Here is a 22,990-nt window from a genome sequence, read left to right as displayed (position 1 = left end):
CACCCAGTGTGACGAACACGGCTCATATCGCGCAACGCGATATCAGGGATAAGCACTATCCAATTTTGAGATAAACGTCGACGAATGCAGGCACACGTCGAGCATCGGTCCGTGCACAGCTTCACGCATCGCGTGATGTCAGCGCGCTGCGCTGCGGACATCACGCTATATCCACCACGATCTTGCCGCGTGCCGTGCCGCTCGTGATGGCTTCGTACGCGTGTTCCGCCGAAGCCATGTCGAAGCGTCGCGGATCGAGACGCGGCGTGAGCTTGCCCGCTTCCACGAGCCGCGTGGCTTCGCGCAGCATCTCGCCGTGATGCGCGCGATGAAGGCCGCTTAGCAGCGGATACAACGTGAACACGCCCGAATAGCTCGCTTCACGAAACGACAGCGGCGCGAGTGCATGCGAGCCCCAGCCAAGCGCGCTCACCACGTGCCCAAAATGCTTCACCGCCGCGAACGACGCATCGAGCGTCGCACCGCCGACGGTATCGGCCACGACATCGAAGCCGGCGCCCTGCGTGAGCGACGCAACGTATTGCTCGACCGTCTGCTCGCGATAATCGATCGGCGTGGCGCCCAGGCGCGCGACCAGATCGAGGTCGCGCGAACTCGCGGTGGCATATACCTTCGCGCCCAGCGCAGCCGCGAGCTGCACGCAAACGTGCCCGACACCGCCCGCGCCACCCTGCACCAGTACCGTCTGGCCTGCCTGAACACGGGCACGGTCGACGATGCCCGAATACGCCGTGATGAACACGAGCGGCAACGCCGCGGCTTCGCGCATGTCCAGAGTAGCCGGCTTGGGCGCCAGCAGGTCCGCGTCGACTGCCGCGTATTGCGCGAGCGATCCCTGAATACCGCCGACGCCGCCCGTCATGCCGTACACCTCGTCGCCCGGCTTGAACGCGCTGACGCCTTCGCCCACTGCCTCCACGGTGCCGGCCAGGTCGATGCCCAGCACCAGCGGCAACGGATGGTTTGCGTGCGCGGCGCTGCCGGCGCGGATCTTCGTGTCGAGCGGGTTCAGGCCGCTCGCCGCGATGCGCACGAGCACCTGGCCGCGCGCGGGTTCGGGTCGGGGAAGCGTCGTCATTTCGAGCGGACCGTTGTAGCGATTGAGTACCAGCGCCTGCATGAACATGATTTCTTTCCTGTTGAAGGGCGAAGAAGATGTCTCCATACTGGTTCATGCGTAACGGCATGTAAATCAACGATTTTGCACGTCTTCCATACATAAATGACTGAACGCTATCCGGAATGGAGTGACGTACGTATCTTCCTCGCGATCGCGCGTACCGGCACGCTCGGTGCCGCGGCGAAGCAGACGGGCCAGACGCAGCCGACCATGGGCCGGCGGCTGCGCGCGCTGGAAACGGTGCTCGGGCAGACGCTGTTTCAGCGCACCCGCGACGGTTTCGTGCTGACCGACGAGGGCGCGGCCGTGCTCGCCTACGCGGAGCGAATGGAAGAAGAAGCGCTCGGCTTCACCCGCGCGCTGGCTGGCAACGACGCCCGCCTGACGGGCTCGCTGCGGGTCGCGTCGTCGGACTGGTTCGGGGTTCACGTGCTGACGCCCGTGTTCGCGCGGTTTCTGGCCCGTCACACGGGCGTGTCGCTGGAACTCGTGACGGACGCGCGTCCATACAACCTTGCGCGACGCGAAGCCGATCTCGCGTTTCGCATCACGCCGTTCGAGGAACCCGACGTCATCCAGCGCAAGCTGATGCACATGGATTACGCGTTATACGGACGCAGCGATCTCGTGCCGCCCAGTGCCGGCGATGGCGCAGGCCAGACGCTCATCAGCATGGACAGCGCGTTCGACGCGCTACCGGACGTGGTGTGGATCAAACGCCTGCTGCCGAATGCGACTGTCGCGTTCGGCAGCAACAACCGCGGCGCGCAGGCGCGCATGTGCGCGGAAGGCGGCGGCTTTGCCGTGCTGCCGTGCCCGCTCGGCGATACGACGCCGGGACTCGCGCGCATCGATCCTGGCGAGGCGCCACCCGGGCGCGATGTGTGGTTCGGCTATCACCGCGACCTGCGCCGTGTGGCACGGCTTCGCGCGCTCGTCGACATGACCGTCGAGGTTCTCGCGAACCTATGATGCGCCGGTAGCGTCATCGCGCGGTGTAGCGTGGCGGCATGCAGCGCGCCTGTCCGCCGGATACGGGCGTTTCGGCACACCCGCGCCCGCCAGGGGCGTAAAACAAAGCCGTTCCGGACATCACAACATCGTCGCCCGGCAAAACTTGCATCAGATACAATCATCGAGGTTCGCCACAGCGACATTCAGGCGACACCCAGCCTACCGCCGACATCGGGGACAGTGTTGAGCACCAATCGATATGCAGGCAAAGGAAAACGTTTCGCAGGGCGCGTCTATCGCCTTCGCGTGATCGGCCTTGGCTTCGGCTTTTTCTGCGTCGCGTCGGTTTTCCATCAACTGCATGCGAGCCTCTGGCTGTGGGCGCTGCTGGTCTTTCACGGTTTTTTCTGGCCCCATCTCGCGTATCGCGCGGCACTCGCCTGGCAGGTGCCGTATCGCGGCGAACGCTGCAATCTGATGGTCGATTCGGTGTTCGGCGGCCTGTGGGTCGTCGCGATGCACTTCAATCTGCTGCCCTGCGTGCTGATTCTCGCGATGCTCAGCATGGACAACATCGCTGCCGGCGGCATGCGGCTCTTTTTGCGCGGCCTCGTTGCGCATCTTCTCGGTTTTGCGATCGGCGCGCTGACGCTCGGCCTCACGTTCGAGCCGCAATCGCAGATGCCGACCCTCATCGCATGCATGCCGTTTCTCGTGCTGTATCCGCTTGCGCTTGGCTGGGCGACCTACCGTATGGCGCAGAAACTCGCCCTGCACGCGCGCGAATCGGAGCGCCTGAGCCGCACCGACGGGCTCACGGGCCTGTGGAATCGGCGCCATTGGGAAGACCTGCTCGCCATCGAGTTCGAACGCTGTCGCGCGGAAGGCGCGCCGTGCTGTCTGGTGCTGCTCGATCTCGATCACTTCAAGCGCGTCAACGACACCGAGGGTCACGCCGCCGGCGATGCCGCGCTGCGCAGCTTCGCTCACTTCCTGCAGATGACGTTGCGGCCCGGCGATATCGTCGGGCGTTATGGCGGTGAAGAATTCGCGGTGATCCTGCCGGGACTGAAGCTGGTCGATGCACACCCGATGGTCGAACTGCTGCTGCTCGACCTGCGTTTGCGCACCGGCAACCCCGATCGCGCGCTGCGTTGCACGGCAAGCGCGGGCCTCACGTGCTACCGGCCCGGCATGGCGGACTTCACGGCATGGATGATGGAGACCGACCACTGCCTTTACGCTGCAAAAGCAAAAGGCCGTGACTGCGTGGTCGTCGCGGGCGAACACGGTACGTTCAATTCAAAGTCCGGCGCACACGCATCCACGGCACGCGCGTGAAGTGCGTGGCGTAGTCGTGACGCCGCGCGGCAAGCTTCAAGCCAGCGACAAACCCTCTGAAGTGCTGGAATCGCGCGGTGCATGCAGCGTGCGCGTCCAGGAAACGAGCATCGTCGCGAGTTGCTGCGCCGCCGGCGTCAACGGCATCGACGCGCGCTGCAGCAGGCAAACGTCCTGCGGCATCGCGCGCTCGCGCACCGGAATGGTGACCAGCGCGTGCGCGAACAGCCCGCGTTGCGTCAGGATCGACGGCTCCAGCGAAAGGCAGTCGGTCTGCGTGACGAGATGCAGCGCCTCGAACAGGCCTTCGACAGTGGCGATGACCTTCGGCGGCGCAAGACCGCGTTCGATGAACAGATCCGCGAGCCGGTTCGAAGGCGCATCGCCCGCTTGCCCGGGCGAGGGCGTCGCCACCCATGTGCAGCCGGCGAGTTCCGTCAGCGAGGTCGCCGACGCTTTCGGATGACCGCGCCGGCAGACGATCACCGGATCGGACGGATACAGCGTCGTCACGGAAAGATCGGCCGTGTCGCTCTGTTTCGTCACCAGCGCGACGGCGAAGTCGAGCGTGCCGTCGCGAATGCGTGAAATCATCATCCGCGAAGTACCGGTCCGCAGACGCAACGCGACCTTGTCGAAACGCGCGTGGTATTCGGCGAGCACGGGTGCAAGCGCATCGATCAGCGGTTCGGTGGACATGCCGAACGACACGTCGCCGCTGTAATCGCCGCTCAGCTGCTGCATCTCCTGCTCGGCCCGCTCGCATTCGCCGAGAATCGTCGCGGCACGCTGCAACAGACGCTGACCGAGCGCCGTCAGCGCGATGCCTCGATTGGTCCGCGTGAAGAGCGTCGCGCCGAGCATCAGTTCGAGGTTCTGCACCTGATGCGTGACCCCGCTCTGCGCAATGCCCAGCGCGCGCGACGCCGCACGGATGCTGCCATGCCGCGCCACCGCCGAAAACACACGTAACTGCGAAAGTGTCAGCGCCATGGCTTGCCAGTCCGTGATCACATAAAGTGATCATGATAGCCCGGAGTGGTCTTTCATGATTCATCGGCGCGTCTTAGGATGCGCTCACATCTCCCCGGGAACCCACACCACATCACACAACACCGCGCGTACCGTGACGTACCGCGGCGCATCGTGAACAAGGCCGCCATGAAGAAGACATCCCTCGCGATCCTCGTCGCCGCGCTGACGCTCGTCGGCAGCGCGCATGCACGCGATAACGATTCGATTCGCCTCGGCATCGACCCGAGCTATCCGCCGATGGACGCCAAAGCGCCCGACGGCAGCGTCAAGGGCTTCGACGTCGATCTCGGCAACGAAATCTGCCGGCGTATCCACGCGCACTGCCAGTGGGTTGAACTGGAGTTCTCGGGCATGATTCCCGCATTGCAGGCGCGCAAGATCGACGCGATCCTTTCGTCGATGGCGATTACCGAAAAGCGCTCGCAGCAGATCGCGTTTTCGTCGAAGCTGTTCCAGTTCAGGTCGCGTCTCATCGCGCGTCAGGGTGCGCCGTTCAACGGCACGCCCGCGAGCCTTGCGGGCAAGCAGATCGGCGTGCAGTCGGGCACGCAGTTCGAGACTTACGCGCTTGCGCACTGGGCCACCCAAGGCGTGCGCGTGACCGCCTACAAGAGCCAGGATGAAGTGTTTCAGGATCTGGTCAACGGCAGGCTCGACGCCGCGCTGCTCGGCACCGTCGAAGCCGATTTCGGATTTCTGCGCACGCCTGCCGGCAAGGGCTTCGCGTTTGTCGGCGAGCCGCTCTCGATGGGCGATCATGGCGTGGGCATCGGCATGCGCAAGGAGGATACGGCGCTGAAAGCAGCCGTGGATGGCGCGATCGCATCGATGCGCAAGGACGGCACGTACACGCAGATCGCCCACCGCTATTTCGACTTCGACCCGTACGGCGAATGAGCGCCCTCCTCTCCTGACCGGAACACGCATGCAAAAACAGACCACGTCCCTTCTTTCACCCGCCGTCGGCACGCAACGCGAGCTGGTGAGTTTTCACTTTGCACCGGCGTCCGCGTCAGCTTCGGCGCGATCCGGTTCACCGGCCAGCGACCGGAAGATCTACATCCAGTCTTCACTGCACGCGGACGAAACGCCCGCGATGCTCACGGCGGTCCTGCTGAAACGCCGCCTGCTCGAACTTGAAGCGCGCGGCGCGCTGAGCGCCGAAATCGTGCTGGTGCCCGTCGCGAATCCGGTTGGGCTCGGGCAGTACGTGATGGGGCAGTTCATCGGCCGTTTCGATCTCGCGAGCGGCAGGAACTTCAACCGGCATTTCCTGCAGTTCCCGACGCTCGCTGAACGCGCGAAAGATCTGCTGGGCGCCGACGCGATCCGCAATCGCGACATCATCCGTGATCTGCTGCGCGAAGAACTGGCGCGGCAAAAGCCGCTGACGGAATTCGAATCGTTGCAGCTCGCGCTCTTCAAACATTCGTTCGATGCGGATCTCGTCATCGATCTGCATTGCTCGCTCGAAGCCGTGATGCACGTGTACACCACCGAAGCCGCGTGGCCGTCGATCGAACCGTTTGCCCGTTATCTCGGCGCCGAAACATCGCTGCTCGCGACGAACTCCGGCGCCCAGGCCTTCGACGAGGCGCACAGCCTCATCTGGTGGAATCTGCAGCAACAGATGCCGGCGGACAGGCCGGTGCCGGACGGCACGCTTGCGGTCACGGTGGAATGCCGGGGGCAACGCGATGTGTCTTACGCCATCGCGCAACAGGATGCCGACGCGATCGTCGATTACCTCGTTTCGCGCGGCGCGATTCGCGGTGAGCCGAAGGCGTTGCCGCCGCTGCGCTCGCCTGCCACGCCGCTCGCCGGCAGCGAACAGTTTTATGCGCCGGTAAGCGGCATCGTCGTGCATCGCGCGAAGATCGGCGACACCATTCGTGCAGGCGATGCGCTCTTCGACATCGTCGATCCGCTAACCGATGAAACGACCACGATCAGCAGCAATACGGACGGCGTTTTCTATATGCGGCGCGCGATCCGCTTCGCGACCGCGGGCGCGCCGCTCGGACGTGTGACAGGGACACGCGCGCTGCGCACGGGCGTGCTGCTTGGCGCGTAGCGTCTGCTCAAACCGTGCCTGACCTGCACTCGATGCACGCTCACCCGACTCCCGCCTGAAGCGCCTCGACGACGCGGTTGCGTCCCGACGCCTTCGCGAGATACAGCGCGGCGTCGGCGCGCGCCATCAGTGCGGATAGCGGCTCGCCCGCGCGATACTGGTCGACGCCCACGCTGAACGTATAGTGCAGCACCGCGCCCGAGCCCGATTGATATCCCGACGCGGCCAGCCGGTCGCGCAACCGGTTCAGCAGGACCACTGCTTCTCCTGCACTCGTCGCTGGACACACCACGCCGAATTCCTCGCCGCCGAGCCGGCCGAACACATCGCCGGTTCGAACGACCTCCATCACGATCGACACGAAGTGCATCAGCACCTTGTCACCCGCTGCGTGGCCGTACTGGTCGTTGATCGACTTGAAATGATCGATATCGATAGCCGCGAACGTAACAGGTGTACCCGTGCGCGCCGCGCTCCTGAGCAACGCGTCCGCTCTCGCGAAAAATTCGCGGCGCGCGAAGGCACCCGTGAGATCGTCGATGCTGGCCAGCTTTCGCAGACGGTCCGCCATGCGGTCGTGAGCCAGCATCACCATGCCGATCGACAACGTCGGCAGCGCAAGAATGCCGAGCGCGAGAAAAGCGATATTGATCGCCGACGACTCCAGCAGCCTCGCCTGCGACAACAGCCCCAGTCCATAGGTCATGCCGCGCACGGCGTGCCCGGCAGAGAACAGCGAAGCCGTCACCGCGACGAAGCAATAGCTGTATTTCGCGCGCTCGGGCGGCCGCTTGCGCAGCACGATGACGGCGATCGTCGCGTTGATCCCGGCATGAAACGCCGAGACGAGCGCCACGCGCGCGTTGAAGTTCGGTGTCACCCACGTCCAGTACGCAATGCCCGCGCCCACCGCCACAAGACCCACGAGACCCGCTACCGGTAACCCGGTACGGCCAAGGAACCGCCGGAACCCTTCGAGTCCGGTCAACGCGGTTGCCGCCAGCAGCACGTTCGCCGCAAGAATCGACAGCAGCGCGTGTACATGGCCCTGCGACGCGAAACAGATCAGCGCCACGATGGAAAGCGCGTTTGCGACCACCCAGCATCCCACACCGGGAATCGCGGCACGCAGCAGCGAACCGAGCACGGCCATCGCCATGACGCCCGACAACACTGTCACGCCAAGAATACTCACCGGATTCAACATCGCCTCGATCTGAACGTAAGTCTGAACCTGAATACGGGTCTGAATTTGACAGGCATGTCCGTTGATGCGACGGCCTGTCTCTCCGGCGCCGCCTCGTCTACCCGACTGGCCGACAGTTTACGACACGGCGGCGGTTTCCCTCACTGAATCGATTTCCTTTTCCCCCGCGCGGGCGGGCCCGCTCACGCGTCAGCCCGGACTCGATCGACGCAACCTGGTATTTAACATATGTTGCGTTTTATTTTTTCATGGCAACATATGTAGAGAAACGCAGCACCTGGCCCTCAGCCTCGTGCACATCCAGTTCAATCCAGAACCGACCGTCAAGTGCCATGAAAACTTCGATACTGCCCGCTCTCACCGCCTGTTTCGTTGCTGGTCTCGCCGCTACGCCGGGCGCTTTCGCGCAGGCCACACCCACGCTCGCGAAAATCCAGAGCAGTGGCCTGATCGTGATCGGGCACCGCGAAACGTCGGTGCCGTTTTCGTATGTCGACACGAACAACCAGGTGGTCGGTTTTTCGCAGGATCTGTGCAACCGCGTGATTTCGGCCGTCAAGGCGAAGACAAAGCATCCGGACCTGAAGGTGCGCTTCGTGCCGGTGACGTCGCAAAACCGCATTCCGCTCGTGCAGAACGGCACAGTCGATCTGGAGTGCGGCGTGACGACGAACCTGACGTCGCGCCAGAATCAGGTCGCGTTCTCCTACACGTTTTTCGTGGCCACCACGCGTCTTTTGACGCGCAAGGACAGCGGCATCAAGGACTTCCCCGATCTCGCCGGCAAGACCGTCGTGACGAATCAGGGCACGACGTCGGAGCGCATCCTGCGCAAGATGAATGAAGAGAAGAAGATGAACATGCAGATCATCAGCGCCAAGGACTATGGCGAGGGTCGGCTCACACTCGAGACCGGCCGCGCGGTGGCCTACATGATGGATGATGTGCTGCTCGCGGGCACGCGCACGCTGACCGCGAAGCCCTCCGACTGGGTGATCACCGGCACGCCGCAGTCATCGGAAGCATATGGATTCATGCTGCGCAAGGACGACCCCGAGTTCAGGAAACTGGTGGATGACACGCTGGCCGAAGTCATGAAAGAACCGGATTTCACGGCGATGTACGACAAATGGTTCATGAAACCCGTGCCGCCGAAGAACATCAATTTCGATTTCCCGATGAGCGATTCGCTCCAGAAGCTCTACGCGAATCCGAACGACAAGGCATTCGAATAACGCGTGCGGCTTGTGTCGAATTGCATCGATGAATACGCGGCGTGAGGCGTCGCGTATCAGTCGTCGGTGGCTGTGATTTCGTTGCGTTCGCGTTCTGGCCGTTGCATCCAGAACCGATGCAACGGCTTCTCGACCAGGCGACCGATGAGCAGCAATGCAAACAGCAGCCCCGCTACGCCGCTCACCACCGAAACGTAGAAATCGCACGCATGCGGAATACGCGCACCGTCCCTGCCGTTTACGTCGGATAGTCCACCACGCGCAGGCGGCGTAGCCGCTACCGCAGCGCGCGGATGCGTTCGTCTCATCGACCGGTGGCAGGTTGTCATGAACATTCAGATCACGCGCTTTTCGCACCCCGCGCTGGCTTCATCGTGCGCAGCCCTGCTTGCGACACTGACGGCGTGCGGCGGGGGTGGAGACGGGGGCGTCAGCGCCGGCACGGCCGCTGCGACACCCGTAAACATGACGGTGTCGGGCACGGCCGCGAGCGGCAAGCCGCTGGCGGGCGCCACAATCAGCGCGAGTTGCGTGCGCGGATCGGCGAGCGCGAGCGCCGACGCCAACGGTCAGTTCAGTCTCACGCTGAGCGCGGTGCCGCCCTGCCTCATCACGGCCACGGCCGGCGGCACCCCGTTCCATTCCGTCGCGTTCGCGGGCGGCACGTTCAACGTCACGCCCGAGACGGATCTGCTGCTCGGATACCTCGGCGGCCAGCTCGGCACGAACGAGATGGGGCTGCTCACCGGCTTCGCGGGCAACGCGCGGTTCCAGCAGGTGCTCGGCAACCAGACCGACGTGCTGGATGCGCAGACCGCCGTCGTCAGCAGTCTCCAGCAGCGCTTTGCACTGACACTGTCCGTGCCTGACTTTCTGACCACGCCGTTCGTTCCGGACAACGAGGGCCTCGACCACGATCTCGACGCGCTGCAGGCAGCCGGCGCGATCGACGACGGCGGAGCGCAGAGCGCCACGCTGTCCTTCGTCACGGCAGCCGGCGCCGCGCAGCCGCTGCCCGCCACCTCGCCGGGCACAACGGCGGGCGGCGGAACCGGCAACGCGGGAAGCGCGAACTCGGGCGGAATGATGTAAGTGCGCGCGCTCACATGGCGACCAGTTCCCGCAACCGCTGCTGCAGCGCGGCGGATGCACGCGTCATCGGCGCGCGCAGTCCGCCGCCGATGACGCCCTGCGCCGCCAGCGCGGACTTCACCGGCCCCGGGTTCGGTTCGTCGAACATCGCGCGCACGAGCGGCGCAAGCGAATGCCAGATCGCGCGCCCTTCGTCGAGCCGCCCCGCCGCCAGCGCACGATAGAGCGCGACAAAACGCTCAGTACGTACATGCGCCGACGCGGCGATCGCGCCCGCGCCGCCCATGCATAGCGTCGTGAAGAGATTCGCATCGTCGCCGGCCAATACCCGCAAACGGCCGTCGAGAATCAGCGTGAGCGTGGTGTCCTGCAAGCCCGCGCAATCCTTCACGGCTTCGATGCGTGGATGCGCGGCCAGCGTCAGCAGCGTCTCTGTCTCGATGCGCACGCCGGTGCGCGCCGGAATGTCGTAGATCACGACCGGCTTGCGGCTGATGTCCGCGAGCGACGCAAAGTGATCGACCAGCCCCGCCTGCGAAGGCCGGATGTAGTACGGCGCGCAGATCAGCATGCCGGCGACCGGCTCGTCGTTGAGCCGCGCGACGCGCTCGCGCAGCGTCGCCGCATGATTGCCGGACACGCCCGCGATCACCGGCACGTCGCCCGCCGCCGCAAGCACGGTTGCGAGCACGGCGGCCTGCTCGGCGTCGTCGAGCGCGGCGGGTTCGCCGGTTGTGCCCAGCGCGACGAACCCCGACACACCCGCCTTCACATAACCACCGACGAGCGCGCGCAACGCGTCGTGATCGACCGCGCCACCGGCGAACGGCGTGATGAGCGGAATCCAGATACCCGAAAAAATCGACATGACTAATCCTCGAAACGTGACCGTATCGATTCCGTCAGGCAGTGCGGGAAAGGGACGTCGAGGCTGGACCTGGGCTCGCTGTTCCGTCACACATCTGACGGAACAGCAGGCTCCGGTCAGATGAGCAGCTGTTTTTTTGCTTTGGCTTGCGCAATCGCTTGAGCCAGTGCCGAAACCATCGCGCAGGCGCGCACGACGACACTCGCAGGAGCGACGGCGGCAGGACGCAGGCGGCGGATGGGACGGATTTGCATGAGCGCCAGTGTAACCGGCAACCGCGCTATCTCGCAAAGGCGGGCGCCTTCGTGAGTCGTCATCGCAAAATAGCTTGACTTCTCCTGCCGTCGAACTAATATACGCACCGCGTATATAACCAGCTTTTCTCACCACCGACGGGTGATCCGCATGAGCGTTCCACAGCAAGCCTTCCTGCGCGACGCGATGCGTCGCATGAACATGACCCGCGAGAGCTTCGCGAACCGCATCGGCGTATCGCGCCGGGCACTCGATACGTGGCTCCTGCCCGACGATTCGCAGGAATCGCGCGCGATGCCGGAGATCGTCGAGCGCTTCGTGTCGGAAATCGTGGTCAACGGCGCGCCGACTGAAAGCTATACGCAAAGCGTAGACTCACAATCGCTGGCGAGCCAGATGCTCTTTGAGGGGCGGCCGCAGCTGCTGTCCGTCGACCAGTTCTCGCGCGATTCCGTCGAAGCGCTCTTTCGCGTGGCCGACATCATGCAGCCGATCGCGCGCCGCCGGAAAATCTCGCGCGTGCTCGAAGGCGCGGTGCTCGGCAATCTGTTCTTCGAGGCCAGCACGCGCACCCGCGTGAGCTTCGGCGCCGCGTTCTGCCGCCTCGGCGGCTCGGTGTGCGATACGACCGGCTTCACGTTTTCGTCGATGGCCAAGGGCGAATCGATCTACGACACGAGCCGCGTGATGAGCGGCTACGTCGACGCGCTGGTGATCCGCCACCCCGACCAGGGTTCGGTGGCCGAATTCGCGCGCGCGACGAACATTCCGGTGATCAACGGCGGCGACGGCCCCGGCGAGCACCCAAGCCAGGCACTGCTCGATCTGTACACGATCCAGCGCGAGTTCTCGCGGCTAGGCAAGATCGTCGATGGCGCGCATATCGCACTCGTCGGCGACCTGAAATACGGCCGTACGGTGCACTCGCTCGTGAAGCTGCTTGCGCTCTATCGCGGCATCAAGTTCACGCTGGTCTCGCCGCCGATGCTCGAAATGCCGTCGTATATCCTCGAACAGATCTCGCGCAACGGGCACGTGATCGAACAGACGCACGACCTGACGGCTGGCCTGCGCGGCGCGGATGTGGTCTACGCGACGCGTATCCAGAAAGAGCGTTTCAAGGACGAATCGTTCGAAGGCTACACGCCGGACTTCCAGATCAACGAGGCGCTCGTGGATGCCGTGTGCGGCAGCGACACGCTGATCATGCACCCGCTGCCGCGCGACAGCCGCCCTGGCGCGAACGATCTGAGCGTCGACCTGAATCACGATTCGCGGCTCGCGATTTTCCGCCAGACGGACAACGGCATTCCCGTGCGGATGGCGATTTTCGCGGTGCTGCTCGGCGTCGAAAAGCTCGTGCAACATTCGATGCGCGATGCGGCGTGGCGTCCGCCCGCGTATCTCGGCCCGGATGACGCCGTGTTTCACGGCATCGACTGAATGGTCGAAGGGCTGTGACAGGCCTGTCGCCCGGTCACAGCTCGCCGCAACTTCAACCCTCCACGATCACGCAACCGCCCTCAGGCGAAATTCGGCGACCGCTTCCGTCATCGACTGCGCCTGATCCTCCAGTGCGCTCGCCGCAGCCGCCGCCTCTTCGACGAGCGCGGCGTTCTGCTGCGTGACCTGATCCATCTGGCTCACGGCCTGCCCGACCTGTTCGATGCCCGTGCCCTGCTCGATCGTCGCCGACTTGATCTCGCTCATGATGGTCGCGACGTTGCGCACGGCACCGACGATCTCGCGCATCGATTCTCCCGCACGCGTCACGAGCGCGTTGCCGGTTTCGACGTCCTGCACCGACGCGCCGATCAGCGCCTTGATTTCCCTCGCCGCGTCCGCGCTGCGCAGCGCGAGGCTGCGCACTTCGCTTGCGACGACCGCGAAACCGCGTCCCTGCTCGCCGGCGCGCGCGGCTTCGACCGCGGCATTGAGCGCAAGGATGTTGGTCTGGAACGCGATGCTGTCGATCATGCCGGTGATATCCGCGATCTTGCGCGAGCTTTCGGTGATCACGCTCATCGTCTGGATCGCGCGATCGACCACGCTTTCGCCGTCCTGCGCGACCTGTGCGGCGCTCGCGGCCTGCTCGCTCGCCTGCTGCGCGTTGTCAGCGTTCTGCTTCACGGTGGATGTCAGCTCCTCCATGCTGGCCGCGGTCTCTTCGAGCGCCGCCGACTGCTGCTCCGTACGGCTCGACAGATCGAGATTGCCCGCGGCGATCTCGCGCGCGCCGGTATGGATCGCCTCGCAACTGCTGCGCACGTTCGCCACCGTCAGCGAGAGGCCGCGCTGCATCCGGCGCATCGCGGCGAACAGTTGCCCGATCTCGTTGTTGCCCGCTTCGGGAATGCGCGCTGTCAGATCGTTCTTCGCGATCTGGTCGAGCATCGTGGCCGCGTCCTTCAGCGGCACGGTGACGACGCGCCGCAACGCGAAGTGCGCGAACACGATCAGCACCAGCGCAGCGCAGACGCCCACGATGACCATCGTGACGACGCGCAGGTATTCGGTGTCGACCTGCGCGGCGGCATCGTTCGAGAGCTGGTTCGCCAGCGCCTGAAATTTTTCGACGTTGGCGGTATACGCCTGCCCGGCCAACGTGATGTCGTGATCGTTGATCTGCACGTAGGTGTTGGTGTCACCCGAGCGCAGCGCGTCGTCGGCCTGCTTCAGGATCGACGCGAGATGCGCGGACGATTCGATCAGTTGCTGCTTCAGGTCTTCATCGAGACCGTCGAACTTCGCCGCATTGCGAAACGATTCGGTTTCCCCGGCGGCACGGTTGAAGGTGGTCGCCGCGCTTTTCAGCGCGGAATCGCGCGTCGCGAGATCGTTGCGCTCCCTCAGCGCGGAGTACGCGCGTGTCAACGCGGCACGCGTGCGGGTGGAATCCTTGTAGCCGTCGTTCACCAGAACTTCCTGCGTCGCGATGCCATGAATGCGCTCGAGGTTGGCGTTCGCGCGACTCAGCGTCGCGACGCCGACCACGCCGCCAAACACGATCATCGCCGCGAAAATCAGAAAGATGCCAAGGAGACTGTTTTGAACCGATATGTTGCGCATGCCGCTTTCGACCCCGAGTTGTACGATGACCTGTTAACGGCATGCACGTCCGGCGACTTGAGCAAAAACAGCATCCCGTCATGAGTTAAATGCGGCGCTGATCGCGCACGATGCAAATGCGGCATCGGCATACTTCGAATGCCCAAAAAAATGGCCCGTGCGTCGGACGCACGGGCCATTCAAAATCGATCCCAATACATTCGCGCGCATGCGAACTGCGCGCGAAGGTACCAGCGTGATGCGCCTCCCGGGATCAGTTCGAGCCGTCGAACTGCACGATCTCGATCCAGTTTGGATTCTTGCCCACCGGGTACTCGCCGATTGCACGCAACGCACCCGTTTTACGGTCGATCCGGTATGCGCGCATCTGCGTCGACAGCTGTCCCACTGCCAGCAGATAGTTGCCCGACGGATCGATATTGAATCCGCGCGGCTGCTTCTCGGTCGGATACGTGCCGATCCGCGTGAGCTTGCCGGTGGCCTGATTGACGCGATATACCGCGAGCGTGCTCGACGTGCGTTCCGATGCGTACAGGAAGCGGCCGTCCGGCGTCAGATGAAGATCCGCGCCCCACGGTTTGTCGCCCTTGAAGTCTTCCGGCAGGATCGAGATGGTCTGGATCGGCTTGACGGTGTCGCGGGTTGCGTCGAACGCCAGCGTATGCAGCTTGCCGTCGAGTTCGTCGATCAGATACGTAAAGCGATGATCCGCCGAGAACACGAAGTGGCGTGGGCCCGACTTTTCCGGCAGCGCATACGCAGGCGCGGCATCCGGCGTGAGATGGCCGTTCGACGCGTCGAACTTCAGACGAAGCCACGCATCCGAACCGAGCACCGACGCGAACACATAGCGGTTATCCGGCGCATTGCGGATCGCGTGCGCCATCGGGCCGGTGGGGATGGTCTGCTGCACATCGCCCGCCACGCCATTGGCGCCGATCGGGTTGACCGCGAGCAGGTTGCCGCCGTACGACGCGGAAAACAGATAGCGGCCGGTCGCGTCGGTCGACAGATACGCCATGCTCTCAGCGAGCGGTGCCGTGCCCAGCTGGATCAGATGGCCATCGAGCGGATTGATCGCAAAGCTCACGACCCGATACGGCTTCGAACGCAACCCGGCATACAGATGGTGATGATCTGGAGAAAGCGCCATCGGCATCGCGGTGCCGCCGACGGCGACTGTCTGCACCGCGGCGAGCGCCCCGGTCGACGGGTTCAGGCTGAACACCGAAATATCCTGGCTGTCGGCGTTCGATACATACGCATAGGTGGCCGCGTGGCTCGCGCCTGAAGCGGTAAGGCCGATCAGCGTGCCTGCGAGCGCGCTCAGGATTGTTTTTCTGGTCATGAATGGGTTGATGGACATCTGGTCTGGTTATTTTCTGGTTGGTGGTAAGGCCACGTTGAGCCACATAAGCTACGTCAAGCCGCGCACGGCACGGCGCTCAGGTCACCGGCGCCGGGTTGAACAGCGTCAATGCGTTATGAAGCCCGAGTTTCTCCGCGCAGGTTTCCTTGCGGCCGCTCGCCACGTCGAGCATCAGGCGGAACAGCTCCCAGCCCACGTCTTCGATGGTGGCGTCGCCCGTTGCGATCGTGCCCGCATCGATGTCCATCAGATCGTGCCAGCGGCGCGCGAGATCCGAACGTGTCGCCACCTTGATGACGGGCACTTCCGCGAGACTGTACGGCGTGCCGCGGCCGGTCGTGAACACGTGCAGGTTGATGCCCGCCGCCAGCTGCAGCGTGCCGCAGATAAAATCGCTTGCCGGCGTCGCCGCGTAAATCAGGCCTTTTTGCTGGACCTTTTCGCCCGGTGACAACACGCCCGAGATCGCCGAGTTGCCCGACTTGATGATCGAACCCATCGCCTTTTCGACGATGTTCGACAGGCCGCCCTTCTTGTTGCCCGGTGTGGTGTTCGCGCTGCGGTCCGCGCCGCCGCGCTTCAGGTAATCGTCGTACCACTGCATCTCGCGGATGATCGCCGCGGCCACGTCCGCGTTGGCCGCGCGCGCGGTCAGCTGGTCGACGCCGTCGCGCACTTCGGTGACTTCGGAGAACATGACCGTCGCGCCGGCGCGCACCAGCAGGTCGGTCGCGAAGCCCACCGCAGGATTGGCCGTCAGGCCCGAGAACGCATCGCTGCCGCCGCACTGCACGCCGATCACGAGGTCGGACGCCGGGCAGGTCTCGCGACGGCGATTGTTCAGCCGCTTCAGATGGCCTTCGGCCGTTTTCATGATCGAGTCGATCATCGACTGGAAGCCGACGTGCGCGTCGTCCTGAAGCACGACCACGTCGCCGTTGGAATCGGCCGTGAGGTCGCCGATGTCGGCGACTTCCGCGGTATTGGACGCCGCCGCGATCGGAATCGTGCCCGGCGGCATCAGGCGTTCGGGCTGCAGCTTCTCGCAGCCGAGGCTCACCATCATCACTTCGCCGCCGAAGTTCGGGTTCAGGCTGATGTTGCGCACGGTGCGGATCGGCACCATCGCATCGGGCGCATCGATCGCGACGCCGCAGCCATACGTGTGGCCCAGCCCGACGACGTCGTCGACGTTCGGATAGCGCGGCAGCAGCTCGGCCTTGATGCGCGTGACGGCGTGCTGGACGACGTCGGCCACGCACTGCACGGTGGTGGTGATAGCGAGAATGTTGCGCGAACCGACCGAGCCGTCGGCGTTGCGGTAGCCCTCGAACGTGTAGCCTTCGAGCGGCGGCATGTCCGGCGCCTTGATGGTCGCGACCGGCAGGTCCTCGAGCCCTGGCGGGCTCGGCATCCGGATCACATGTTCGTTAATCCAGCTGCCCTTCGGCAATGCCTTGAGCGCATAGCCGATCACCACGTTATAGCGAATGACCTCATCGCCTTCCGCGAGATCGGCGAGCGCCACCTTGTGCCCCTGCGGCACGCGCTCGCGCAGCGCCAGACCATCGGGAAACACCGCGCCCTCACCCAGGCCGCCGTCGTTGACGACGATCGCGACATTGTCATTGGGGTGAACGCGAATGTAGAGCGGAGTCAGTTCCATTGCATCGATCCTTATGGCGCTCTCTGCGCCTGCTACGCCAACCAATTCATACGTCATCCTACAACATGAAATGATGCACGGACGGTCCGTATTAACCCTATGTCGTCCATTATGCCGCCAAATCCCGGTTGTCGTGCTCAATTTCTTGTTGTACGATGACGTATAAGAAATCTCTGTACCGAACCCCGTAGCCCAGGATACTTAATCATGACGACACCGCAGGAACTGAAGCAGATCGTTTCGCAAGGCCTTCTGTCCTTCCCCGTTACCGACTTCAATGAACAGGGCGATTTTCGCGCCGACACCTACGCCGCGCGCCTCGAATGGCTCGCGCCCTATGGCGCATCGGCGCTGTTCGTCGCCGGCGGCACGGGCGAATTCTTCTCGCTGACCCATGACGACTACTCGAACGTCGTGCGCACGGCCATGGAAGTCTGCAAGGGCAAGGTGCCGATTCTGGCCGGCGCTGGCGGCCCGACGCGCGTCGCGATCGCCTACGCACAGGAAGCACAGCGTCTGGGCGCGAACGGCATTCTGCTGATGCCTCACTATCTGACGGAAGCGAGCCAGGAAGGCATCGCCGCACACGCTGAAGAAGTGTGCAAGTCCGTGCCGGATATCGGCGTGATCATCTACAACCGCGCGAACTCGAAGCTGAACGCCGACATGCTCGAGCGTCTGGCCGACCGTTGCCCGAACCTGATCGGCTTCAAGGACGGCGTGGGCGAGATCGAAAACATGGTGACGATCCGCCGCCGCCTCGGCGACCGCTTCTCGTACCTCGGCGGCCTGCCGACGGCGGAAGTCTATGCCGCGGCCTACAAGGCACTGGGCGTGCCGGTGTATTCGTCGGCCGTGTTCAACTTCATCCCGAAGACGGCGATGGATTTCTATCGCGCGATCACCGCGAACGACCACGCCACGGTCGGCAAGCTGATCGACGAATTCTTCCTGCCGTACCTCGCGATCCGCAATCGCCGCGCCGGTTACGCAGTCAGCATCGTGAAGGCTGGCGCAAAGCTGGTCGGCCACGGCGCAGGGCCGGTGCGCGCCCCGCTGACCGATCTGACCGAGGACGAAATGAGCCAGCTCGACGTTCTCATCAAGAAGCTCGGCGCGCAGTAAGCGCCCAGCCGCGTGGTCCACGGTTACGTGCGCCACGCGGCCAGCAGGAGCGCCCGGCAACGCATGCGTTGCCGGGCGTTTTTGCCAGATTCACGGCTGACGCGCACTGCGTGGCCGATCGCGTCGAAAGGCAGGCCGTGTCAGTGCCGGCTGGCGCCGTATCGAAGCTGGGGAGCACCCGTCCCCCGCCTGAACCGTCAGGAAAATCATCATGGAAATGAGCCGCACAGCGAACCCCGCACACGTCGAGAGGCGCACGAAAGTCCGCTATACGATTCTGCTGCTGATCTTTGTCATCACGACGTTCAACTACGCGGACCGTGCGACGCTCTCGGTGACCGGCTCGGCGATGCGCACGGAGTTCGGCTTCGATGCGATCAGGATGGGCTACATCTTCTCCGCATTCAGCTGGGCGTATGTGCTCTCGCAACTGCCCGCCGGGTGGCTCCTCGACCGGTTTGGCGCACGGCGGGTCTACGCCGTGAGCATCTTCTTCTGGTCGCTCTTCACACTGCTGCAAAGCTCGATCGGCCTGCTCGGTAGCGGCGCTGCCGCGGTCGTGGCGCTCTTCGTGCTGCGCTTCGCGATGGGTGCCGCCGAATCGCCGGCGTTTCCGGCCAACGCGAAAGTCGTGGCCAGCTGGTTTCCGACCACCGAGCGCGGCACGGCATCGGCCATTTTCAATTCAGCGCAGTATTTCGCCGCCGTCGTATTCACGCCGCTGATGGCATGGCTCACGCACGCGTTCGGCTGGCACGCGGTCTATCTGGTGATGGGCGTCGTCGGGCTCCTCCTCGCCTTCACCTGGCTGAAGGTCATGAAAAACCCCGCCGACCACCCACGCGTCTCGCGCGCGGAGCTCGACTATATCGAGCAGGGTGGCGGCGTCGTGAACGGCCACCGGAAAGCCCAGCCCGAAGACGTCGCGCGCACCGGCGGCTGGCTGCTCGTGCGCCAGCTGCTGGGCAACCGGATGCTGCTCGGCGTCTATCTGGCGCAGTTCTGCATCAACGTGCTCACCTACTTCTTCCTGACGTGGTTCCCGATTTACCTCGTCCAGGCGCGCGGCATGACGATCCTGCATGCCGGTCTCGTCGCCTCGCTGCCCGCGATCTGCGGTTTTTCCGGCGGCGTGCTCGGCGGCTTCCTGTCGGACTCGCTGATTCGCCGCGGCCATTCGCTGACGCTCGCGCGCAAGGTCCCGATTGTCGGCGGCATGCTGCTGTCCGTCTCCATCATCGGCTGCAATTACGTCGCGGCCGACTGGCTCGTCGTCGCGCTGATGTCGCTCGCGTTCTTCGGAAAAGGGATTGGCGCGCTCGGCTGGGCGGTCGTCGCGGATACGTCGCCGAAGGAAGCACTCGGTCTGTCGGGCTCGATCTTCAACATGTTCGGCAACGCGGCCGGCATCGTGACGCCGATCGTCATCGGCTATCTCGTCGCGCGGACGGGGTCGTTCAACGGCGCGCTGGTATTCGTCGGCATCAACGCGTTGATCACCGTGTTCAGCTATCTCGTGATCGTGAAGGACATCAAACGGGTCGAACTGCGCCCGCGCTAATCACCGACGTTCCCGGCGCGCGGCAATCGCATCGCCGGATCGGCGCACATTGACGGGCGCGCGCACCTTCCTGCGCGCGGCGGTCATCCCGACGCCGTGCGCGGGTCCTGGAAAAGCTCACCTGTCGACCAGAGTTCGCGTGTCGGTCGGAGTTGGCGCTTCAGCGCTTACTCCGGCCCCATGCAAGTGAGTTGCGGTTTATCTGGCCAGTCATCAGACGACGGTATAATCAATTGCAGCATATCTCTGCAACTATCTGATTCGAGGGCGCATACGATGGCTACACCACTGGCATCCGCGGCGCCGGCACGACGCGCCCGCAATCTCGCCGAGTACGTGGTCAATTACGTGACGGAGCAGATCGCGTCCAGCGCGCTCAAGCCGGGCGACAAACTGCCGACGGAATCGCAACTGATGGTCGCCCTGGGCGTGAGCCGCACCGTGATCCGCGAGGCCATTTCGCGTCTGCAGGCCGGCCGGATCATCGAAACGCGGCACGGCATCGGCAGCTTCGTGCTTGAACCGCCGCGCGAGAAACTCGGCATCGACATGGTGCCCGCCACCACGCTGCGCGACGTGCTGTCGATCCTCGAACTGCGTATCAGCCTCGAAACGGAATGTGCGGGTCTCGCGGCGCAACGCGCCAAATCCGACGACGTCGCGCGCATGCGCACCGCGCTCGACGCAATCGAGGCAACGCGCCTGAACGGTCAGGACAGTGTCGACGCGGATCTCCAGTTTCATATTTCGGTAGCGCGCGCGACCGGCAACCGTTACTTCGTCGATATCCTCTCGCAGATGGGCAGCGCGCTCATTCCGCGCAACCGGCTCGACTCGGCCGGCATCGCGCATGCGGAGCCGGACGCTTACCTGTCGCTCGTGAACCTCGAACACGAAAGCATCCTCGAAGCGATCTCGCGTCACGACGCCGAAGGCGCACGCGCCGCGATGCGCATGCACCTGTCGAACAGCCGCGAACGCCTGAGGCGCGCGAACGAAACGACCGAAGCGAACGGCTGAACGGCTGATCCGTACAGCCGGTTCACGCGACCGGCGCAACACATCCAGAACATCCAGAAACCGGAAAGCAGATGGCCGGGAATGAATTGCTTCATTCCCGGCCATTTTTCATACCGCCAGCCAGACTGCGTAGTCGCCTAGCTGCGCGTGATTTCGCCGTCGCGACGACGCCACAGGTCGAGCGGATTGCCATCGGCGAGCGCCTGCGGCAGCAGACCGGCCGGGAAGTCCTGGTAGCACACCGGGCGCAGGAAGCGCTCGATCGACGTCGTGCCGACCGACGTCACGCGGCTGTCCGACGTCGCCGGGAACGGACCACCGTGCACCATCGCGTGCGAAACCTCGACGCCCGTCGGGAAGCCGTTGATCAGGATCCGGCCTGCCTTGCGCTCGAGAACCGGCACCAGCTTTTTCGCTGCCGCCAGATCGATGCTGTCCATCTGCACGGTCGCCGTGAGCTGGCCGGCAAAGTGCTCGGCAACCGCCAGCATTTCCTGCTCGTCGCGGCAACGCACGATCGTCGAGGCGGGACCGAAGACTTCGTCCTCCAGTTCCGGCGTGGCGAGGAACGTCTGCGCATCGGTCACGAACAGCGCGGCACATGCCTGCGTCGGGCCCGTCGCTGCGGCGCCGTGCGCCACCGCTTCCACGCCCTTGAGCGCCGCCAGCTTGCCTTCGCCCTGCTCGTAAGCGGCATGGATGCCGGACGTCAGCATCGTCTGCGCGGGCTTCGCGTTCAGCGCCTGCGAAGCGGTTGCCACGAAGCCCTTGAGCGCGTCGCTATCGACGGCGATCGCGAGCCCCGGGTTCGTGCAGAACTGGCCCGCGCCAAGCACGAGCGAATCGACGAAACCGCGCGCGATGCTCTCGCCACGCGCCGACAGCGCGGCGGGCAGAAGGAACACCGGGTTGATGCTGCTCATTTCCGCATAGACCGGAATCGGTTCAGCGCGGGCCGCGGCGACACGCATCAGCGAAGTGCCGCCCGCACGCGAACCGGTGAAGCCCACGGCCTTGATTGCCGGATGCGCGACGAGCGCTTCGCCGACCAGACTGCCGGCGCCGACGATCATCGAGAACACGCCTTCGGGCAAATCCATTTCCTGCGCGACGCGTTGAATCACGCGACCGACCATCTCCGACGTGCCGAGGTGGGCGCGATGCGCCTTCACCACCACCGGGCAGCCGGCTGCCAGTGCGGCAGCGGTATCGCCACCGGCGACTGAAAACGCCAGCGGGAAATTGCTCGCGCCGAACACGGCGACGGGGCCGAGCGGAATCTTCTGCATGCGCAGGTCCGGGCGCGGCATCGGCTTGCGCTCCGGCAGCGGCGAATCAAGCGTCGCGGCGAGCCACTGGCCTGCCCGCACCACCTGTGCGAACAGCTTCAACTGGCCGGTCGTACGGCCACGCTCGCCTTCGAGACGCGCCTTCGGCAGACCGGATTCTTCATGCGCGCGCTGGATCAGCGCGTCGCCGAGTTCGGTAATGCCATCAGCGATGCGTTCGAGAAATTCGGCGCGCACCGCCAGCGGCAGTTGACGATAAGAATCGAACGCCTGCTGCGCGAGTTCGCACGCACGCGCGACGTCCGCAACCGTGCCCGTGCCGAAGACCGGCTCGGCGATCTCGGAGCCCGTGGCGGGATTGAATGCACGCAAAGGTTTTTCATTGCCGCGCACGGTTTGGCGGCCAATCAGCATTTCGCCGGTAATAGACATTTCGCTTTCCCTGGATGAAGACCCTAGATATCGGTCATCCTACAACATAACCGCCTACTGCCGCAACTTTCGTCGCCGCTTTCCCACTATTTCCCGGCGACGTCAAGAAATCGTAAGTGTGGTGAATTTACATCGGTCGAACCTAGATATACGACGACGTATAACCATGAGCAAACCAGCACTCGCGAAGAACATCGACCTGTGCAAGGCGCTGCAGACAGACGATGCGCGGTGGCCCTGGTGCGCCAACGTGGAGG

General features: G+C 64.1%; 19 protein-coding genes. 10 read left to right on the top strand and 9 right to left on the bottom strand.

Going from position 1 to position 22,990, the window contains the following annotated elements; translation table 11 throughout:
- Nucleotides 1–160 precede the first annotated feature (160 nt).
- On the bottom strand, nucleotides 161–1,147 hold the full coding sequence (locus LPA34_RS19170) for a zinc-dependent alcohol dehydrogenase family protein (protein WP_228981143.1): 987 nt from the start codon (nucleotides 1,145–1,147) through the stop codon (nucleotides 161–163).
- A gap of 96 nt (nucleotides 1,148–1,243) precedes the next feature.
- Between LPA34_RS19170 and LPA34_RS19165 the strand changes: the two genes are divergently transcribed.
- Nucleotides 1,244–2,113 carry a LysR family transcriptional regulator gene (locus tag LPA34_RS19165; RefSeq protein WP_228981141.1) on the top strand — a complete coding sequence of 290 codons (870 nt, stop codon included), beginning with the start codon at nucleotides 1,244–1,246 and terminating at the stop codon, nucleotides 2,111–2,113.
- A 225-nt stretch (nucleotides 2,114–2,338) separates the two neighbouring features.
- Nucleotides 2,339–3,436: a diguanylate cyclase gene (locus tag LPA34_RS19160; protein ID WP_228981139.1), complete on the top strand. Its 1,098-nt coding sequence runs from the start codon at nucleotides 2,339–2,341 to the stop codon at nucleotides 3,434–3,436.
- 36 nt (nucleotides 3,437–3,472) lie between these two features.
- Here LPA34_RS19160 and LPA34_RS19155 read toward each other — a convergent pair whose 3' ends face one another.
- On the bottom strand, nucleotides 3,473–4,429 hold the full coding sequence (locus LPA34_RS19155) for a LysR substrate-binding domain-containing protein (protein WP_228981137.1): 957 nt from the start codon (nucleotides 4,427–4,429) through the stop codon (nucleotides 3,473–3,475).
- 168 nt (nucleotides 4,430–4,597) lie between these two features.
- Here LPA34_RS19155 and LPA34_RS19150 point away from each other — a divergent pair, with 168 nt between their 5' ends.
- Together LPA34_RS19150 and LPA34_RS19145 are read left to right on the top strand one after the other, a co-directional pair.
- Complete coding sequence (locus LPA34_RS19150; RefSeq protein WP_228981135.1) at nucleotides 4,598–5,368, top strand: transporter substrate-binding domain-containing protein; 771 nt, start codon at nucleotides 4,598–4,600, stop codon at nucleotides 5,366–5,368.
- Between the two features lie 28 nt (nucleotides 5,369–5,396).
- The gene (locus LPA34_RS19145) at nucleotides 5,397–6,545 is read left to right on the top strand and encodes a succinylglutamate desuccinylase/aspartoacylase family protein (protein WP_228981133.1); all 1,149 of its coding nucleotides are present in this window, start codon (nucleotides 5,397–5,399) and stop codon (nucleotides 6,543–6,545) included.
- Between the two features lie 40 nt (nucleotides 6,546–6,585).
- Here the strand turns inward: LPA34_RS19145 and LPA34_RS19140 are convergent, their stop codons facing one another.
- Nucleotides 6,586–7,740: a GGDEF domain-containing protein gene (locus LPA34_RS19140; protein ID WP_228981131.1), complete on the bottom strand. Its 1,155-nt coding sequence runs from the start codon at nucleotides 7,738–7,740 to the stop codon at nucleotides 6,586–6,588.
- Between the two features lie 344 nt (nucleotides 7,741–8,084).
- Here LPA34_RS19140 and LPA34_RS19135 point away from each other — a divergent pair, with 344 nt between their 5' ends.
- Both LPA34_RS19135 and LPA34_RS19130 read left to right on the top strand, forming a co-directional pair.
- Nucleotides 8,085–8,987: a glutamate/aspartate ABC transporter substrate-binding protein gene (locus LPA34_RS19135; protein ID WP_228981128.1), complete on the top strand. Its 903-nt coding sequence runs from the start codon at nucleotides 8,085–8,087 to the stop codon at nucleotides 8,985–8,987.
- Between the two features lie 327 nt (nucleotides 8,988–9,314).
- Complete coding sequence (locus LPA34_RS19130; RefSeq protein WP_228981126.1) at nucleotides 9,315–10,079, top strand: carboxypeptidase-like regulatory domain-containing protein; 765 nt, start codon at nucleotides 9,315–9,317, stop codon at nucleotides 10,077–10,079.
- Nucleotides 10,080–10,089: 10 nt separating this feature from the next.
- Here the strand turns inward: LPA34_RS19130 and dapA are convergent, their stop codons facing one another.
- Together dapA and LPA34_RS19120 are read right to left on the bottom strand one after the other, a co-directional pair.
- On the bottom strand, nucleotides 10,090–10,947 hold the full coding sequence (dapA, locus tag LPA34_RS19125; protein ID WP_228981124.1) for a 4-hydroxy-tetrahydrodipicolinate synthase: 858 nt from the start codon (nucleotides 10,945–10,947) through the stop codon (nucleotides 10,090–10,092).
- 116 nt (nucleotides 10,948–11,063) lie between these two features.
- Nucleotides 11,064–11,264: a hypothetical protein gene (locus tag LPA34_RS19120; protein ID WP_228981123.1), complete on the bottom strand. Its 201-nt coding sequence runs from the start codon at nucleotides 11,262–11,264 to the stop codon at nucleotides 11,064–11,066.
- Nucleotides 11,265–11,352: 88 nt separating this feature from the next.
- On the opposite strand from LPA34_RS19120, the gene LPA34_RS19115 reads away from it, so the two are divergent.
- A complete protein-coding gene (locus tag LPA34_RS19115) occupies nucleotides 11,353–12,645 on the top strand; it encodes an aspartate carbamoyltransferase (RefSeq protein WP_228981120.1) in 1,293 nt (430 codons plus the stop codon).
- 66 nt (nucleotides 12,646–12,711) lie between these two features.
- On the opposite strand, the gene LPA34_RS19110 is transcribed toward LPA34_RS19115, so the two are convergent.
- The 3 genes from LPA34_RS19110 to garD all read right to left on the bottom strand — a co-directional run bounded on the left by LPA34_RS19110 (nucleotide 12,712) and on the right by garD (nucleotide 17,306).
- The gene (locus LPA34_RS19110) at nucleotides 12,712–14,271 is read right to left on the bottom strand and encodes a methyl-accepting chemotaxis protein (RefSeq protein ID WP_228981118.1); all 1,560 of its coding nucleotides are present in this window, start codon (nucleotides 14,269–14,271) and stop codon (nucleotides 12,712–12,714) included.
- 253 nt (nucleotides 14,272–14,524) lie between these two features.
- Nucleotides 14,525–15,619 carry a lactonase family protein gene (locus tag LPA34_RS19105; RefSeq protein ID WP_228981115.1) on the bottom strand — a complete coding sequence of 365 codons (1,095 nt, stop codon included), beginning with the start codon at nucleotides 15,617–15,619 and terminating at the stop codon, nucleotides 14,525–14,527.
- Between the two features lie 97 nt (nucleotides 15,620–15,716).
- Nucleotides 15,717–17,306, bottom strand: a complete 1,590-nt coding sequence (gene garD, locus LPA34_RS19100; protein WP_228981113.1) for a galactarate dehydratase — start codon at nucleotides 17,304–17,306, stop codon at nucleotides 15,717–15,719.
- Nucleotides 17,307–17,513: 207 nt separating this feature from the next.
- Between garD and kdgD the strand changes: the two genes are divergently transcribed.
- The 3 genes from kdgD (at nucleotide 17,514) to LPA34_RS19085 (ending at nucleotide 21,012) form a co-directional block, all read left to right on the top strand.
- A complete protein-coding gene (kdgD, locus tag LPA34_RS19095) occupies nucleotides 17,514–18,431 on the top strand; it encodes a 5-dehydro-4-deoxyglucarate dehydratase (protein WP_228981111.1) in 918 nt (305 codons plus the stop codon).
- A 211-nt stretch (nucleotides 18,432–18,642) separates the two neighbouring features.
- Complete coding sequence (locus LPA34_RS19090; protein WP_228981110.1) at nucleotides 18,643–19,992, top strand: MFS transporter; 1,350 nt, start codon at nucleotides 18,643–18,645, stop codon at nucleotides 19,990–19,992.
- Nucleotides 19,993–20,268: 276 nt separating this feature from the next.
- Nucleotides 20,269–21,012: a FadR/GntR family transcriptional regulator gene (locus LPA34_RS19085; protein WP_228981107.1), complete on the top strand. Its 744-nt coding sequence runs from the start codon at nucleotides 20,269–20,271 to the stop codon at nucleotides 21,010–21,012.
- Between the two features lie 137 nt (nucleotides 21,013–21,149).
- Here LPA34_RS19085 and LPA34_RS19080 read toward each other — a convergent pair whose 3' ends face one another.
- Entirely contained in the window at nucleotides 21,150–22,733 is a 1,584-nt protein-coding gene (locus tag LPA34_RS19080) for an aldehyde dehydrogenase (NADP(+)) (RefSeq protein ID WP_228981101.1), read from the bottom strand.
- Nucleotides 22,734–22,990: the final 257 nt, after the last annotated feature.

The organism is Paraburkholderia gardini (genome assembly GCF_907164575.1).
In the GTDB taxonomy this organism is placed as follows: domain Bacteria; phylum Pseudomonadota; class Gammaproteobacteria; order Burkholderiales; family Burkholderiaceae; genus Paraburkholderia; species Paraburkholderia gardini.
The sequence above is the reverse complement of the archived record's forward strand: the minus strand, read 5'-3'. Positions and strand labels throughout refer to the sequence as shown.

Bases quoted from the DNA above. Each gene is read 5' to 3' on its own strand.
- LPA34_RS19155 (WP_228981137.1), bottom strand. From the start codon at position 4,429: ATGGCGCTGACACTTTCGCAGTTACGTGTGTTTTCGGCGGTGGCGCGG.
- garD (WP_228981113.1), bottom strand. From the start codon at position 17,306: ATGGAACTGACTCCGCTCTACATTCGCGTTCACCCCAATGACAATGTC.
- LPA34_RS19145 (WP_228981133.1), top strand. From the start codon at position 5,397: ATGCAAAAACAGACCACGTCCCTTCTTTCACCCGCCGTCGGCACGCAA.
- LPA34_RS19170 (WP_228981143.1), bottom strand. From the start codon at position 1,147: ATGTTCATGCAGGCGCTGGTACTCAATCGCTACAACGGTCCGCTCGAA.
- LPA34_RS19120 (WP_228981123.1), bottom strand. From the start codon at position 11,264: ATGACGACTCACGAAGGCGCCCGCCTTTGCGAGATAGCGCGGTTGCCG.
- LPA34_RS19085 (WP_228981107.1), top strand. From the start codon at position 20,269: ATGGCTACACCACTGGCATCCGCGGCGCCGGCACGACGCGCCCGCAAT.
- LPA34_RS19110 (WP_228981118.1), bottom strand. From the start codon at position 14,271: ATGCGCAACATATCGGTTCAAAACAGTCTCCTTGGCATCTTTCTGATT.
- LPA34_RS19130 (WP_228981126.1), top strand. From the start codon at position 9,315: ATGAACATTCAGATCACGCGCTTTTCGCACCCCGCGCTGGCTTCATCG.
- LPA34_RS19080 (WP_228981101.1), bottom strand. From the start codon at position 22,733: ATGTCTATTACCGGCGAAATGCTGATTGGCCGCCAAACCGTGCGCGGC.
- LPA34_RS19150 (WP_228981135.1), top strand. From the start codon at position 4,598: ATGAAGAAGACATCCCTCGCGATCCTCGTCGCCGCGCTGACGCTCGTC.
- LPA34_RS19105 (WP_228981115.1), bottom strand. From the start codon at position 15,619: ATGACCAGAAAAACAATCCTGAGCGCGCTCGCAGGCACGCTGATCGGC.
- LPA34_RS19165 (WP_228981141.1), top strand. From the start codon at position 1,244: ATGACTGAACGCTATCCGGAATGGAGTGACGTACGTATCTTCCTCGCG.
- kdgD (WP_228981111.1), top strand. From the start codon at position 17,514: ATGACGACACCGCAGGAACTGAAGCAGATCGTTTCGCAAGGCCTTCTG.
- dapA (WP_228981124.1), bottom strand. From the start codon at position 10,947: ATGTCGATTTTTTCGGGTATCTGGATTCCGCTCATCACGCCGTTCGCC.
- LPA34_RS19090 (WP_228981110.1), top strand. From the start codon at position 18,643: ATGGAAATGAGCCGCACAGCGAACCCCGCACACGTCGAGAGGCGCACG.
- LPA34_RS19135 (WP_228981128.1), top strand. From the start codon at position 8,085: ATGAAAACTTCGATACTGCCCGCTCTCACCGCCTGTTTCGTTGCTGGT.
- LPA34_RS19115 (WP_228981120.1), top strand. From the start codon at position 11,353: ATGAGCGTTCCACAGCAAGCCTTCCTGCGCGACGCGATGCGTCGCATG.